At 61.7% G+C, this 12852-nt stretch carries 12 protein-coding genes; 11 read left to right on the plus strand and 1 reads right to left on the minus strand.

Annotated elements, in window-relative coordinates; all coding sequences use genetic code 11:
• The first annotated feature begins 162 nt into the window (after positions 1-162).
• The 11 genes from pyrH (at position 163) to lpxB (ending at position 11459) form a co-directional block, all read left to right on the plus strand.
• Positions 163-885, plus strand: coding sequence for a UMP kinase (gene pyrH, locus FJ548_RS06755; RefSeq protein ID WP_140606988.1), 723 nt, complete (start codon positions 163-165; stop codon positions 883-885).
• A 109-nt stretch (positions 886-994) separates the two neighbouring features.
• Positions 995-1549, plus strand: a complete 555-nt coding sequence (frr, locus tag FJ548_RS06760; RefSeq protein ID WP_140606987.1) for a ribosome recycling factor — start codon at positions 995-997, stop codon at positions 1547-1549.
• Positions 1550-1581: 32 nt separating this feature from the next.
• On the plus strand, positions 1582-2316 hold the full coding sequence (locus FJ548_RS06765; protein WP_140606986.1) for an isoprenyl transferase: 735 nt from the start codon (positions 1582-1584) through the stop codon (positions 2314-2316).
• Positions 2313-3128, plus strand: coding sequence for a phosphatidate cytidylyltransferase (locus FJ548_RS06770; protein ID WP_140606985.1), 816 nt, complete (start codon positions 2313-2315; stop codon positions 3126-3128). The genes FJ548_RS06765 and FJ548_RS06770 overlap by 4 nt, the downstream gene beginning before the upstream one ends.
• Positions 3129-3225: 97 nt before the next feature.
• Positions 3226-4368 (plus strand): RIP metalloprotease RseP, encoded by a 1143-nt coding sequence (rseP, locus tag FJ548_RS06775; protein ID WP_140606984.1) that lies wholly within the window; start codon positions 3226-3228, stop codon positions 4366-4368.
• A 217-nt stretch (positions 4369-4585) separates the two neighbouring features.
• Positions 4586-6961, plus strand: coding sequence for an outer membrane protein assembly factor BamA (gene bamA, locus FJ548_RS06780; RefSeq protein WP_140692869.1), 2376 nt, complete (start codon positions 4586-4588; stop codon positions 6959-6961).
• Between the two features lie 75 nt (positions 6962-7036).
• Entirely contained in the window at positions 7037-8092 is a 1056-nt protein-coding gene (gene lpxD, locus FJ548_RS06785) for a UDP-3-O-(3-hydroxymyristoyl)glucosamine N-acyltransferase (protein ID WP_140606982.1), read from the plus strand.
• Entirely contained in the window at positions 8085-8552 is a 468-nt protein-coding gene (fabZ, locus tag FJ548_RS06790) for a 3-hydroxyacyl-ACP dehydratase FabZ (protein ID WP_140606981.1), read from the plus strand. The genes lpxD and fabZ overlap by 8 nt, the downstream gene beginning before the upstream one ends.
• Before the next feature lie 13 nt (positions 8553-8565).
• Positions 8566-9399 carry an acyl-ACP--UDP-N-acetylglucosamine O-acyltransferase gene (lpxA, locus tag FJ548_RS06795; protein ID WP_140693048.1) on the plus strand — a complete coding sequence of 278 codons (834 nt, stop codon included), beginning with the start codon at positions 8566-8568 and terminating at the stop codon, positions 9397-9399.
• Positions 9371-10285: an LpxI family protein gene (locus tag FJ548_RS06800; RefSeq protein WP_140777458.1), complete on the plus strand. Its 915-nt coding sequence runs from the start codon at positions 9371-9373 to the stop codon at positions 10283-10285. Before lpxA ends, FJ548_RS06800 begins: the two co-directional genes overlap by 29 nt.
• The gene (lpxB, locus tag FJ548_RS06805; RefSeq protein ID WP_140777460.1) at positions 10278-11459 is read left to right on the plus strand and encodes a lipid-A-disaccharide synthase; all 1182 of its coding nucleotides are present in this window, start codon (positions 10278-10280) and stop codon (positions 11457-11459) included. Before FJ548_RS06800 ends, lpxB begins: the two co-directional genes overlap by 8 nt.
• Positions 11460-11517: 58 nt before the next feature.
• On the opposite strand, the gene gltA is transcribed toward lpxB, so the two are convergent.
• Positions 11518-12846 (minus strand): citrate synthase, encoded by a 1329-nt coding sequence (gene gltA / locus FJ548_RS06810; RefSeq protein ID WP_140606978.1) that lies wholly within the window; start codon positions 12844-12846, stop codon positions 11518-11520.
• Positions 12847-12852 lie beyond the last annotated feature (6 nt).

Consider the following 12852-nt stretch of genomic DNA (forward strand, 5'->3'; position numbering starts at 1 on the left):
CAGCAGCACCTGATCCAGAAAGCCTGAAATTTTGCACAAGGGCGCGGCGTGACATCGCTGCGCCCTTCGTGTATCCGATCAACCCGCCATGACAGAACCGCCGGGTGAAGCAAGGGCCTTTCGCCTCCGGAACCTGCCGCGCCGAGATTTTCGAGGAACCAGATGACGGTGAAGCCCCTCTACCGACGTGTCTTGCTGAAAGCCTCGGGTGAAGCGTTGATGGGCGAGCAGCATTTCGGCATCGACGTTTCGGTCGTGGATCGCATTGCCGCCGACATCGCGGAGGCCCGCGCGCTGGGCATCGAGGTCGGTGTCGTCATCGGCGGCGGCAATATCTTTCGAGGTGTGGCCGTCGCCTCCAAGGGCGGAGATCGCGTCACCGGCGATCACATGGGCATGCTGGCCACGGTCATCAACTCGCTGGCGCTGCGCACGTCGCTGAACAAGATCGGTGTCGACGCCGTCGTGCTGTCCGCGATCGCCATGCCCGAGCTGTGCGAGAGCTTTTCGCAGCGCCAGGCGACCGCCTACATGAATCAGGGCAAGGTGGTGATCTTCGCCGGTGGCACCGGCAATCCGTTCTTCACCACTGATTCGGCCGCGGCACTTCGCGCCGCCGAAATCGGTGCCGATGCACTGTTCAAGGGCACGCAGGTCGATGGTGTCTATTCGGCAGATCCGAAAAAGGACCCGAATGCGACGCGTTTCGAGCGCATCAGTCACGCTGAAGTCATAAAGCGCGGCCTTTCCATCATGGATACGGCTGCGATTGCACTTGCGCGCGAAAACAACATTCCGATAATCGTCTATTCGATCCACGAAAAAGGTGGTTTCGGCGATATTCTGAGGGGCGGCGGCCGCTGCACGGTCGTCGCGGATGATTGATCCGGGCCTGATCCCTAAAAAGGGAAACCGGCTTTTCGAGAATCAGGCTCGCACATGGGGCGTTGCCCCGAAGCAGTGAACCCGCGGCAGACGGGTCGAGGAGACTAAGATGAGTGGTGAGTACGACGACCTCAAGAGGCGCATGGATGGGGCGATCGCCGCGTTCAAACATGATCTGGCTTCGCTGCGGACCGGTCGCGCCTCCAGCAATCTGCTCGATGCCATCCAGGTTCAGGCCTACGGCACCACCATGCCGATCAATCAGGTGGCCAACGTCACCGTGCCGGAACCACGTATGATCTCGGTGTCCATCTGGGACAAATCGATGGTCGGCGCGGTCGACCGCGCCATCCGTGAATCCAATCTGGGCTTCAACCCGATCGTCGACGGCACCAATCTCAGGATTCCGCTGCCGGAGCTCAACGAACAGCGCCGCAAGGAACTGGTCAAGATCTCGCATGGCTATGCCGAGAACGCCCGCGTCGCTGCACGCCATGTGCGCCGCGACGGCATGGACTTCCTGAAGAAGGCCGAGAAGGACGGCGCGATCAGCGAGGACGATCATCGCAAGCGTTCGGATCAGGTCCAGAAGCTTACCGATGAAACGATCAGCACCATCGATCATCTGCTTTCCGACAAGGAAGCTGAAATCATGCAGGTTTAGGGTTGGGCTTCGGCTGACCCGAAAGCGAGATCATGACAACGCCCGCGCATGTCGCGATCATCATGGATGGAAATGGACGCTGGGCCAAGGCGCGCGGCATGCCGAGGCTCGCGGGTCATCGCGCCGGCGTCGAGGCGCTACGCAAGACGGTGCGCGCGGCACCGGCTCTCGGCATCTCATTCCTGACCGTCTATGCCTTCTCGTCGGAGAACTGGTCGCGGCCAAAGTCCGAAGTCAGTGACCTAATGGGGTTGTTGAAACTGTTCATCCGCCGGGATCTGGCCGAACTGCACCAGAGCGGCGTGCGGGTCAGGATCATCGGCGACAGGGCAGGGCTGCAGCCGGACATAAGAGGCCTGCTCGAAGAGGCCGAATCGCTGACAATCCGGAACACGTCACTGACGCTGGTCATCGCCTTCAACTATGGCGGACGCGATGAGATCGTGCGCACGGCGCGCAAGCTCGCCGAAGCCGTCGGGCGGGGTGAGTTGGACAGCGAGGCGATCACCGCCGACAGCTTTGCCGCCTCTCTCGACACACAGGGCATCCCCGATCCCGAACTTGTCATCCGCACCAGCGGCGAGCTTCGCCTTTCCAACTTCCTCCTATGGCAGGCTGCCTATAGCGAGCTCGTCTTCCTGCCGTGCTACTGGCCGGACTTCAGCCGCGAACACCTGGCAGAAGCCCTGCGCGAATTTGCCGGCCGCGAACGCCGTTTCGGCGGACTGGACCCGCAAGACGTCGCATCGCGACCGGCCGCGGGATGAGCAATCTTCAGCTCCGCGTCATTTCTGCGGTCGTGCTTGCCATCGTTGCCCTTGGCCTGACCTGGCTGGGTGGCCTGCCTTTCCGGCTGCTGTGTGCCGTCATGTCGGCGATGATCTTTTACGAGTGGACGCGCATGTCGCGGCCCGCTGGGGCCAAGCGGCTCGGCTTCCTGCCCGAGATGCTGACTGTCGTTTTCATCGGCGCCTTGATTGCCGGCCTTCCCGCATTCTGGCTGCTGTCCCTCGTCTTGTTTCTGATTGCGGTGACAGCGATTGCCGCTCTGGTTCGCGAGACCGGGCAGTGGGAGGCGAGCGGCCTTGCCTATGCCAGCGTGTCCGGCCTGTCGCTTGCCTTGCTGCGCAATGGCGATCATTCGGGTCTTGTCGCCATCCTGTTCCTGTTCGCGGTCGTCTGGGCGACCGACATTTTTGCCTATTTCGTCGGGCGCGCCGTCGGCGGTCCGAAATTGGCGCCGTCAATATCACCCGGCAAGACGCGCAGCGGCGCGCTTGGCGGCGCGGTTGGCGGTGTTGTCGCCGGGCTCATTCTGGCCGCTATTGCCGGTGCCGGCAATCTGGCCTTGCTTGGCGTGGTGGCGCTCGTGCTTTCGATTGTCGCCCAGGCCGGCGACCTATTCGAATCCTGGGTCAAACGGCGTCACGGACGCAAGGATTCGGGCGTGCTCATTCCAGGCCATGGCGGCGTCATGGACCGCGTCGACGGGCTTGTCGCGGCGGCTCTCGCCCTATACGTCATCGGCTGGATGGCGGCGGGCGCCGATCATCCGGCGCAGGGGCTGTTTCCCATTTGACCTTGTCGTTTCACGATCTGGTGCGGATACGCCTTGGATTCGCCTGGATTGATGTCACAGTCACGCCTCAACGGCGGAAGAATTTTGAGGGCATGACTTGAACGGGATTCTTCACGCGATTTTCAGTACGGAAGGTTTCTTCCTCGGCACGCTCGTGCCGTTTCTCTTCGTGCTGACCGTGGTGGTGTTCGTCCACGAAATGGGCCACTACCTTGTCGGCCGCTGGTGCGGCATTGGCGTCAGGGCCTTTTCGATCGGCTTCGGTCCCGAACTCATAGGCTTCAACGACAGGCACGGCACGCGCTGGAAGCTTTGCGCCATACCGCTTGGCGGCTATGTCAAATTTGTCGGCGACATGAGCGCCACCTCCAGCCAGCCGACATCGCAAGAACTCGAAACACTGACCGACGAGGAGCGCAAGGTTGCCTTCCACACCCAGGCGATCTGGAAGCGCGCGGCGACGGTGGCGGCCGGGCCTCTGTTCAATTTCCTGCTGACGATCGTCGTCTTTGCCGTGCTGTTTGCCGCTTATGGCCGTTATGTCGCGGAGCCCATGGTGGCTGAAGTTACCGCCGACAGTCCGGCGGCGAAGGCCGGCATCATGCCCGGCGACCGATTCGTCAGCGTTGATGGCAGCAAGGTCGAGACCTTCGGCGACGTGCAGCGGCTGGTCTCGGGCCGTGCCGGCGACACCATCACCTTCGTCATGCTGCGCGACGGCAAGGAAGTCACGGTGACCGCGACCCCGAAGTTGATGGAGCAGGAAGACGCGCTCGGCAACAAGATCAAGGTTGCGGTGATCGGCGTCGTCAACAACAAGGAACTCGGCCAGCCCCGTCTCATCACCTACACCCCGGTGGGAGCGGTTGCGGCGGCAGTCGAGGAAACAGGCCATGTCATCGAGCGCACGGGCCAGTTTTTGCAGCGCTTCGCCGTCGGACGCGAGGACAAGTGTCAATTGGGTGGTCCCGTCAAGATCGCCGACATGGCCGGCAGGGCGGCCAAGCTGGGTTTCGAGTGGCTGGTGCAGCTTGTCGCGCTGCTGTCCGTCGGGATAGGCATTCTAAACCTTTTGCCGATTCCCCCCCTCGACGGAGGCCATCTCTTGTTCTACGGGGTGGAGGCCGTCATCCGCCGGCCGGTGTCGGAACGGATGATGGAAATGGCCTATCGGGCCGGTCTGCTTCTGGTCTTGTGCTTCATGGGTTTCGTATTCTGGAACGATCTGTTTGGGTGCTGAAATCATGAAGAAATTTGGCTTTGGCATGGTCGATGTTGAGACGCCGTTTACCATGCACGGGGATATGAGTGACGCGAAAGCCACGCAGCAGGGTTAAGTAAATACAAATTAACCAGAAGCCTTGCGTGTAGGGAAAATCCGGTTAATACGGTAGGGGAAATTACCGCACGTCCGGTTTTCTCGCCGTGGGGACTACGAGAAAAGGTTATTAAGCCCGATGAAGGCAGCATCCAAGTTTTTGAACGCCGCGTCAGCGGCGGCACTGTCCGCCGCTTTGGTTGTGCCAGGCGCGCTCGCAGTGCAATTCGTTGCCACATCGGCGGCTGAAGCCGCTGTCGTCAGCAGGGTGGAGGTCAGCGGCAACCAGCGTGTCGACGCCGATACGATTCGCAATTACATCACCATCAAGCCGGGCAAGGCCTTCTCGAGTTCCGACATCGACGCCGCGGTCAAGGCGCTGTTCGGCACCGGGCTATTCTCGGACGTGCGGATCAACCAAGTCGGCTCGACACTGGTGGTCAAGGTTTCCGAATACAAGGTCGTCAACCAGGTGCTGTTCCAGGGCAACAAGAAGCTCAAGGACAATGCACTCCAGGCCGCGGTCCAACTGAAGCCGCGCGGCACCTTCTCGCAGGCGACGCTGGATTCGGACGTCGAGGCGGTCAAGGCCGCCTACAGGCGCATCGGCCGTGACGATGCCGGCGTGACCACGCAGGTCATGGAGCTCGGCGACAACCGCGTGAACGTGGTGTTCCACATCACCGAAGGCGACCGCACGCAGATCGCGGCGATCAATTTTGTCGGCAATAGCGCTTATTCGAGCCGCCGCCTGTCGGACGTAATCAACACCAAGCGCTCGTCCTGGGTTTCGTTCATCCTGCGTGACGACGTTTATGACGAGGACAAGCTGCGCGCCGACCAGGAACTGCTGCGCCGCTTCTATTACAATCACGGCTATGCCGATTTCCAGGTCGTGTCCGCTGTCGGCGAACTCGACAGCGCGACGAACAAGTACACGGTTACTATCACCGTCCAGGAAGGCGAGCGTTACACGTTCGGCGATATCAGCGTCGAAAGCACCATCCCGGAAGTGGACTCGAAGGCGCTTGAATCGGTGGTCGAGACCCACAAGGGCGATGTCTACAACGCCAAGGACGTCGAAGACACCATCGTAGCGCTCACCGAGAAGGTGGCCGGTTCGGGCTATGCCTTTGCGCAGGTGACGCCACGCGGCGACCGCAACTTCGAGAACCATACGATTTCGGTCGTTTATACGATCGACCAAGGAACCAAGGCCTATATCGAGCGCATCGAAATCCGCGGCAACGACCGCACGCGGGACTATGTCATTCGCCGCGAGTTTGACGTCAGCGAAGGCGATGCGTTCAACCAGGTACTCATCCAGCGGGCGAAGAAGCGCCTGGAAGACCTGAATTATTTTGACAAAGTCGAAATCTCGACAGTGCCCGGTTCGCAGCCCGACCAGGTTGTGCTGGTGGTCGACGTGGTCGAGAAATCGACGGGCGAATTCTCGGTTGGCGCCGGTTATTCGACTGGCGGTGACACGGCCGGCCCGTCGGTCGAAGGATCGATCACCGAGCGCAACTTCCTCGGCCGTGGCCAGTACATAAAGCTGTCGGCGGGTGGCGGCAGGCATTCGCGCGACTACAGCCTCTCGTTCACCGAGCCGTATTTCCTCGGGCGGCGCATCGCCGCCGGCTTCGACATCTACAAGTCGACGCGGCAATACAACGGCAATTACGACAGCGACACCACGGGTGCGACCGTGCGCTTCGGCCTGCCGATCACCAACAGCATTACGACCCAGCTGGCCTACAACATCTCGCAAGAGAAATATTCGGTGGATGACAGTTGCGGTCCCACCAGTCCAGGAGATCCCAGCGGCACCTGTAACATTTCCCAGGCCGTTCTGGATGGCATTGAGCAAAGCCCCTGGATCAAGTCGTCGGTCAGCCTGGGGCTGGTCTACAACACCATCGACGACATGAAGAACCCGCATGAGGGTATCTACGCCAACACGACGGTGGAGGTCGCGGGCCTGGGCGGCGATGCCAAGTTCGTGAAAATAACGGGGCGCGGCAGCATCTACCAGACGCTTTCCGAGCAACTCGACCTCGTAGGCCTGGTTTCGGGTGGCGCTGGTCATGTTGAGAGTTACGGTGGCGGCGATCTGCGCATTTTCGACCACTTCCAAAGCACCGATCGCATGATCCGGGGCTTCGCCTATGGCGGCATCGGGCCGGTCGCTTCCGGAACCAGCGGCGACCATGTAGGAGGGACGACCTACTTCAACGCGTCGACCGAGGCCCAGTTCCCGCTTCCGGTCATTCCCGAGAGCTTCGGCCTGCGTGGTGCAGTGTTTGCGGACGCGGCGACGCTTTATGGCAGCAAGCTCGCATCCGGCTTGGTCAATCCAGATTCTACTGGTATGAAATTGCGCGCTTCGGTGGGTGTCGGCGTGATGTGGGCTTCGCCGTTCGGCCCGATCCGTATCGACTATGCGATCCCGGTCAAGAAGGAAGCGACCGACGATGTGCAGGAATTCAACTTCGGCATATCGACCCGCTTCTGATCGGCGGCTAACGATGCTCCCGGATTTTTCGGATCCGGGAGAAATGTTCCGACCTAGCTGGATATAGCTTCTGGAATGACCGATCCGGTGTTCTTCGCGCCATCACGCCGGTATACGGCGGCCGAAGTCGCGAATCTGACCGGCTCGGTGCTTGTCGATTCCGGCCAATCCGATGTTTCGATCGAAGCACTGGCACCAGCCAGCGAGGGCGGAGCGAATGCGCTCGTCTTCGTGGACGGCAGGCGTAATTCCGCGCTGATGCCATCGCTGCGGGCCGCGGCGGTGCTATGTCCAGCCGAATTCGCCAACAAGGCGCCGGTCGGCATCGCTGTGCTGATCCACCCGCGACCGCAGCAGGCATTCGCGCTGGTCGGGCGACTGCTGTTCCCCACGGCCGCCACGCCAGGGCCAATGACCGGCGAAACCGGCGTTTCGCCGCATGCCCATGTCGATCCAACCGCGCATGTCGAAGCCGGCGTGATCATCGAGGCCGGCGCGGTCGTTGGGCCGGGCGTCTCGATCGGCAGCGGCACCGTGATCGCGCCCAATGCCGTCATCGGGCAGTCCTGCCAGATCGGACGTAACGGCTATGTTGGCCCGGGCGCGAGTATCCAATATGCGCTGATCGGCAACCGGGTCATCATCCATGGCGGGGCCAGGATCGGCCAGGATGGCTTTGGCTTCGTCGGCGGCGCCAAGGGGCCGGAACGTGTTCCCCAGATCGGTCGGGTGGTCATCCAGGACGATGTCGAGATCGGCTCCAATTCCACTGTCGATCGCGGCGCCATGTCGGATACGATTATCGGTCAGGGCACCAAGATCGACAATCTCGTGCAGATCGCCCATAACGTCCGCATCGGTCGCAATTGCATAGTCGCCGGGCTTTCAGGTATTTCCGGTTCCGTGGTCGTGGGTGACAATGTCACCATGGGCGGCGGCGTCGGACTTGCGGATCATCTGACCATCGGCACGGGAGCCAAGCTTGCCGCCAGAAGTGGATTTATGAGCAATGTTCCTGCCGGCGAGATCTGGGGCGGCTATCCGGCGCAGCCGATGGCGGAAGCGATGCGAGAGATAGCCATGTTGCGCACGATGGCCAGGGCACGCAAGCAGGGCAAGGACAATGGCTGACATGGTGGCGGCGACGACGCTGGAAGCGGTCGACATAATGGGGCTGATGAAGCTTCTGCCGCATCGTTATCCATTCCTGATGATCGACCGCATCGTCGACATCGATGGCGATGAATCCGCCATCGGCATCAAGAACGTCACCATCAACGAGCCGCATTTTCAGGGCCATTTCCCCGAGCAGCCGGTGATGCCGGGCGTGCTGATTGTCGAGGCAATGGCGCAGACGGCCGGCGCCATCTGCATCCGCAGCCTTGGGGCGTCGAAGCCATCGCTGGTCTATTTCCTGACCATCGACAACGCCAAATTCCGCAAACCGGTCGTTCCCGGCGACCAGTTGAAGATCCACGTCAAGAAAATCAAGAAGCGCGGCAACCTGCTCAAATTCGCCTGTGAAGCCATGGTCGAGGGCACCAAGGCGGCCGAGGCCGAGATTTCAGCCATGATGGTCACCGGCGACTGACGATCGAATGCTTATGAAAATCATGACTTCAATCCATCCTTCCTCCGTCGTGGAGGAAGGCGCTCAGATTGGCCAGGGTGTGCGTATAGGGCCGTTTTGCCACGTCAGCGCCGAGGCCGTGATCGGTGATGATGTCGAATTGGTCAGCCATGTCTCGGTGATGGGCGCGACCACCATCGGTTCCTCGACCAAGGTCTACCCGATGGCGATACTGGGTGGGCCACCGCAGAACACCAAGCACAAGGGCGGACGCACCACGCTGGTTATCGGCGCCAACTGCACCATCCGCGAAGGCGTCACCATGCATGTCGGCACCGACACCAGCCGCGGCGAGACGACGGTGGGCGACAATGGCAACTTCCTCGCCTATGCCCATATCGCCCATGATTGCGTGGTCGGCAACAACGCCACCTTCGCCAATGGAGCGACGCTGGGCGGCCACTGCGAGATCGGTAACAGTGTCTACATTGGCGGCCTGACCGCCGTCCATCAGTTCGTGCGCGTTGGCGATAACGCGTTTCTGGGCGGTTGCTCCGCGATCGTGGGCGATGTCATTCCTTACGCCATCGCCGTTGGCAACCGCGCCAGCCTGCGCGGCCTCAACATTATCGGCCTGAAGCGTTCCGGCCTGCCAAGGTCCGAAATCCATTTGCTGCGGAAAGCTTACAAGACGATCTTCGACCGTTCCCGAACCGTTGGCGAAAACATCGAGTTCGCGAAAGCAGAGTTCGCTTCGTCCCCAACCGCGATGAAGATCATCGATTTCATCACCAGTCGCGGCAAGCGGCACTATGCGGTGCCATCGCTCAAGGGTGGCGATGACGACGATGCCGACGATGAAGACTAAGACAGCGGCAAGCGGTCTTGATCTCCCGCCTGATGCCAGGGTTGGCATCATCGCCGGCGGCGGCAGTCTTCCGGTCGAAGTCGCGCAAGGCTTGGCCACACGAGGGTATCCGCCTTTCGTCCTGTTGATGGAAGGCGAAGCTGATCGCGAGCGGGACCTGCGTCTATACGAGCATGACAGCCTGGCCCTGGAGCAGATCGGCTCCCTGGTACCGACGCTGAAGCGATATGGAATCACGCATCTGGTTCTGGCCGGCGAAATCAAACGAAGGCCGCAATTGGCCAGGATTCGCCTGAGCCTTGGCCTGCTGGCGATTTTGCCCTCGGTGATCATGGCGCTGGCGCGTGGCGATGACGGCCTGCTGAAGGTCGTGACACGCGGTCTGGAAAGGCGGGGCATCAAGGTGATCGGCGCGCATCAGGTCGTTCCCGAACTCGCCGCCGCCGAAGGCACGCTGACCGCCACGGCACCGAAGCAATCGGACTGGCGTGACATCGAAGCGGCGAGGCAGGCAGCCAAGGCCATCGGCGCACTCGATATCGGCCAGGCGGCAATTGCCATCGGTGGCAGGGCGATCGCGCTCGAAGGCATCGAAGGTACGCACGGCCTGCTCGAAAGAACACGAGAGCTGCGCGGCCATGGCCGGCTTGCCGGCAAGACCCGTGGGGTTCTGGTCAAGTGTGCCAAACCTGGCCAGGAATTGCGCGCCGACCTGCCGTCGATCGGACCACAGACGGTCGAGGCGGCGCATGCGGCCGGGCTTGCCGGCATCGCGGTCGAGGCTGGACGTTCGCTGATCCTCGAAGGTCCGGTGACGCTTGCGCGCGCGAACGCGCTCGGCCTGTTCATCGTCGGCCTGCCAGCAACGGAGTCGCCACATGGCTGACAAGGCGTTGAAGATCGCAATCGTGGCCGGTGAAGAATCCGGCGATCTGCTGGGCGCCGACATCGTGCGTTCGCTGAAGGCATTGACAGGCCGCGAGGTGCAACTCGTCGGCCTTGGCGGTCGCCATTTGCAGGGGCTAGGGCTGGTTTCGCCCTTCGATGCCGGCGAGGTCGCGCTGATGGGTTTCAGTGCCGTCCTGCGCGATCTGCCGCGCCTGATGCGGCGGATCGGCCAGATGGCCGGGATGATCGCGGACGCGAAGCCGGATTGCCTGATCACGATCGACAGTCCGGACTTTTCGCTGCGCGTTGCCAGGAAGGTACGCGCGGCCAACCCGTCGACCCCGATCGTCCACTATGTCTGCCCGAGCGTCTGGGCGTGGCGGCCGGGCAGGGCGGTGGCGATGAAGCCCTATGTCGATCACATATTGTGCATCCTGCCGTTCGAAGTGAAGGAACTCGCCAGGCTTGGCGGCCCGCCCGGCACCTATGTCGGGCACCGTCTCGCCCATGACGCGGGTGTTCTCTCGGCGGCGAAGGCTCAGGGGCAGCCGCGCGACCTTTCGCCGGACCGCGTGAAGACGCTGCTTGTCCTGCCCGGCTCGCGGCGCGGCGAGGTGCGGCGACTGCTGGAGCCGTTTGGCGAGACCGTGTCGATGCTGCGGGCACGCGGACACCGCCTTCGGCTGATGTTGCCGACGGTGCCCCATGTCGCGGACACCGTCCGTTCCGCTGTCACGCGCTGGGACGAGAAACCCGAGATCATCCTCGAGCCCGAGCGTAAATGGCAGGCCTTCGGCAAGGCCGACGCGGCGTTGATCGCGTCCGGCACGGTCTCCCTGGAACTGGCGTTGTCCGGTGTGCCGATGGTCTCCTGCTACCGCCTCGACCCTGTCGCGCGCGTCGTCGCGCCGTATCTCGTTACCGTCTGGTCGGCGCTGCTGCCCAACCTGATCTCGGATCGCGCGCTGATCCCGGAGTTCTACAACGAGTACGTCAAACCGAACAATCTGGCGCGCCAGTTGGAAGGGTTGTTGACCGACACCGGCATCCGCGCCTGGCAGAAAGATGGGTTTGCCGAGATCGCACGGCGCATGGCGACGGACAGGCCGTCCGGTGAGATCGCGGCGCAGGTGGTGATGGAGTGCGTGAGGAAGCGAGTGAGTGGTGAGTAGATGATCCTCTTCACTACTGACTACTCCCTATCCATTTTACCGCTTGGCGATATCCTTTTTACCGCTTGGCGATCGGCACGTAATCGCGCTCCGGCGCGCCGGTATAGAGCTGGCGCGGGCGGCCGATCTTCTGGCGCGGATCCTCGATCATCTCTTTCCATTGCGCGATCCAGCCGACAGTGCGGGCGACCGCGAACAGCACCGTGAACATGGTGGTGGGGAAGCCCAGCGCCTTCAGCGTGATGCCGGAATAGAAGTCGACATTCGGGTAGAGCTTCTTCTCGATGAAATAAGGATCGGTCAGCGCGATCTTTTCCAGTTCCATGGCGATGTCGAGCAGCGGATCGTCCTTGATGCCGAGCTCGCCCAAAACCTCGTGCGCCGTTTTCTGCATGATCTTGGCGCGCGGATCGTAATTCTTGTAGACGCGATGGCCGAAGCCCATCAGCCGAAACGGGTCGTTCTTGTCCTTGGCGCGGGCGATGAACTCCGGGATGTGGTCGACATGGCCGATCTCGCCCAGCATGTTGAGCGCCGCTTCATTGGCGCCGCCATGCGCCGGGCCCCACAGGCAGGCAATGCCAGCGGCGATGCACGCAAACGGGTTGGCGCCCGAAGAGCCGGCGAGGCGAACCGTGGAGGTCGAGGCGTTCTGCTCGTGATCGGCGTGCAGGATGAAGATGCGCTCCATGGCGCGCGCCAGCACCGGGTTGATCTTGTACTCCTCGCACGGCACGGCGAAGCACATATGCAGGAAGTTTGCCGCGAAACCGAGATCGTTCTTCGGGTAAATGAACGGCTGGCCGATATGATATTTATAGGCCATGGCCGCGATGGTCGGCATCTTGGCGATCAGCCGCATGGAAGCGACCATGCGCTGGTAGGGGTCAGAGATGTCGGTGGAGTCGTGATAGAAGGCCGACAGCGCGCCGACCACGCCGCACATCACCGCCATCGGGTGCGCGTCGCGACGGAAGCCGGTGAAGAAGCGCGACATCTGCTCGTGCACCATTGTGTGGCGTGTCACGCGGTAATCGAAATCGTCCTTCTGCGCCTTGGTGGGCAGTTCGCCGTAGAGCAGCAGGTAGCAGACTTCCAGGAAGTCGCCGTGTTCCGCCAACTGGTCGATCGGGTAGCCGCGATGCAGGAGAATGCCCGCATCGCCGTCGATGAAGGTGATCTCCGATTCGCAACTCGCGGTCGAGGTGAAGCCGGGATCGTAGGTGAAGGCGCCGGTTGTGCTGTAAAGCGTGGCAATGTCGATGACGTCGGGGCCGACGGAGCCACTTCGCACCTTGAACTCATGAGTCTTGCCGCCGAGCTCCAACTTGGCCGTGGCCTCCTGGGTCTTGCCGCCAAATTCCAGTTTTGTCGCAGCTTCGGTCATTGCAAA

Origin of the sequence: Mesorhizobium sp. B2-4-17, from assembly GCF_006441275.1 — a bacterium.
Lineage (GTDB): Bacteria > Pseudomonadota > Alphaproteobacteria > Rhizobiales > Rhizobiaceae > Mesorhizobium.

Coding starts and splice junctions, on each gene's coding strand:
- FJ548_RS06800 (WP_140777458.1), top strand. CDS start 9,371: ATGACGACGATGCCGACGATGAAGACTAAGACAGCGGCAAGCGGTCTT.
- fabZ (WP_140606981.1), top strand. CDS start 8,085: ATGGCTGACATGGTGGCGGCGACGACGCTGGAAGCGGTCGACATAATG.
- FJ548_RS06770 (WP_140606985.1), top strand. CDS start 2,313: ATGAGCAATCTTCAGCTCCGCGTCATTTCTGCGGTCGTGCTTGCCATC.
- pyrH (WP_140606988.1), top strand. CDS start 163: ATGACGGTGAAGCCCCTCTACCGACGTGTCTTGCTGAAAGCCTCGGGT.
- bamA (WP_140692869.1), top strand. CDS start 4,586: ATGAAGGCAGCATCCAAGTTTTTGAACGCCGCGTCAGCGGCGGCACTG.
- lpxA (WP_140693048.1), top strand. CDS start 8,566: ATGAAAATCATGACTTCAATCCATCCTTCCTCCGTCGTGGAGGAAGGC.
- frr (WP_140606987.1), top strand. CDS start 995: ATGAGTGGTGAGTACGACGACCTCAAGAGGCGCATGGATGGGGCGATC.
- gltA (WP_140606978.1), bottom strand. CDS start 12,846: ATGACCGAAGCTGCGACAAAACTGGAATTTGGCGGCAAGACCCAGGAG.
- FJ548_RS06765 (WP_140606986.1), top strand. CDS start 1,582: ATGACAACGCCCGCGCATGTCGCGATCATCATGGATGGAAATGGACGC.
- lpxD (WP_140606982.1), top strand. CDS start 7,037: ATGACCGATCCGGTGTTCTTCGCGCCATCACGCCGGTATACGGCGGCC.
- lpxB (WP_140777460.1), top strand. CDS start 10,278: ATGGCTGACAAGGCGTTGAAGATCGCAATCGTGGCCGGTGAAGAATCC.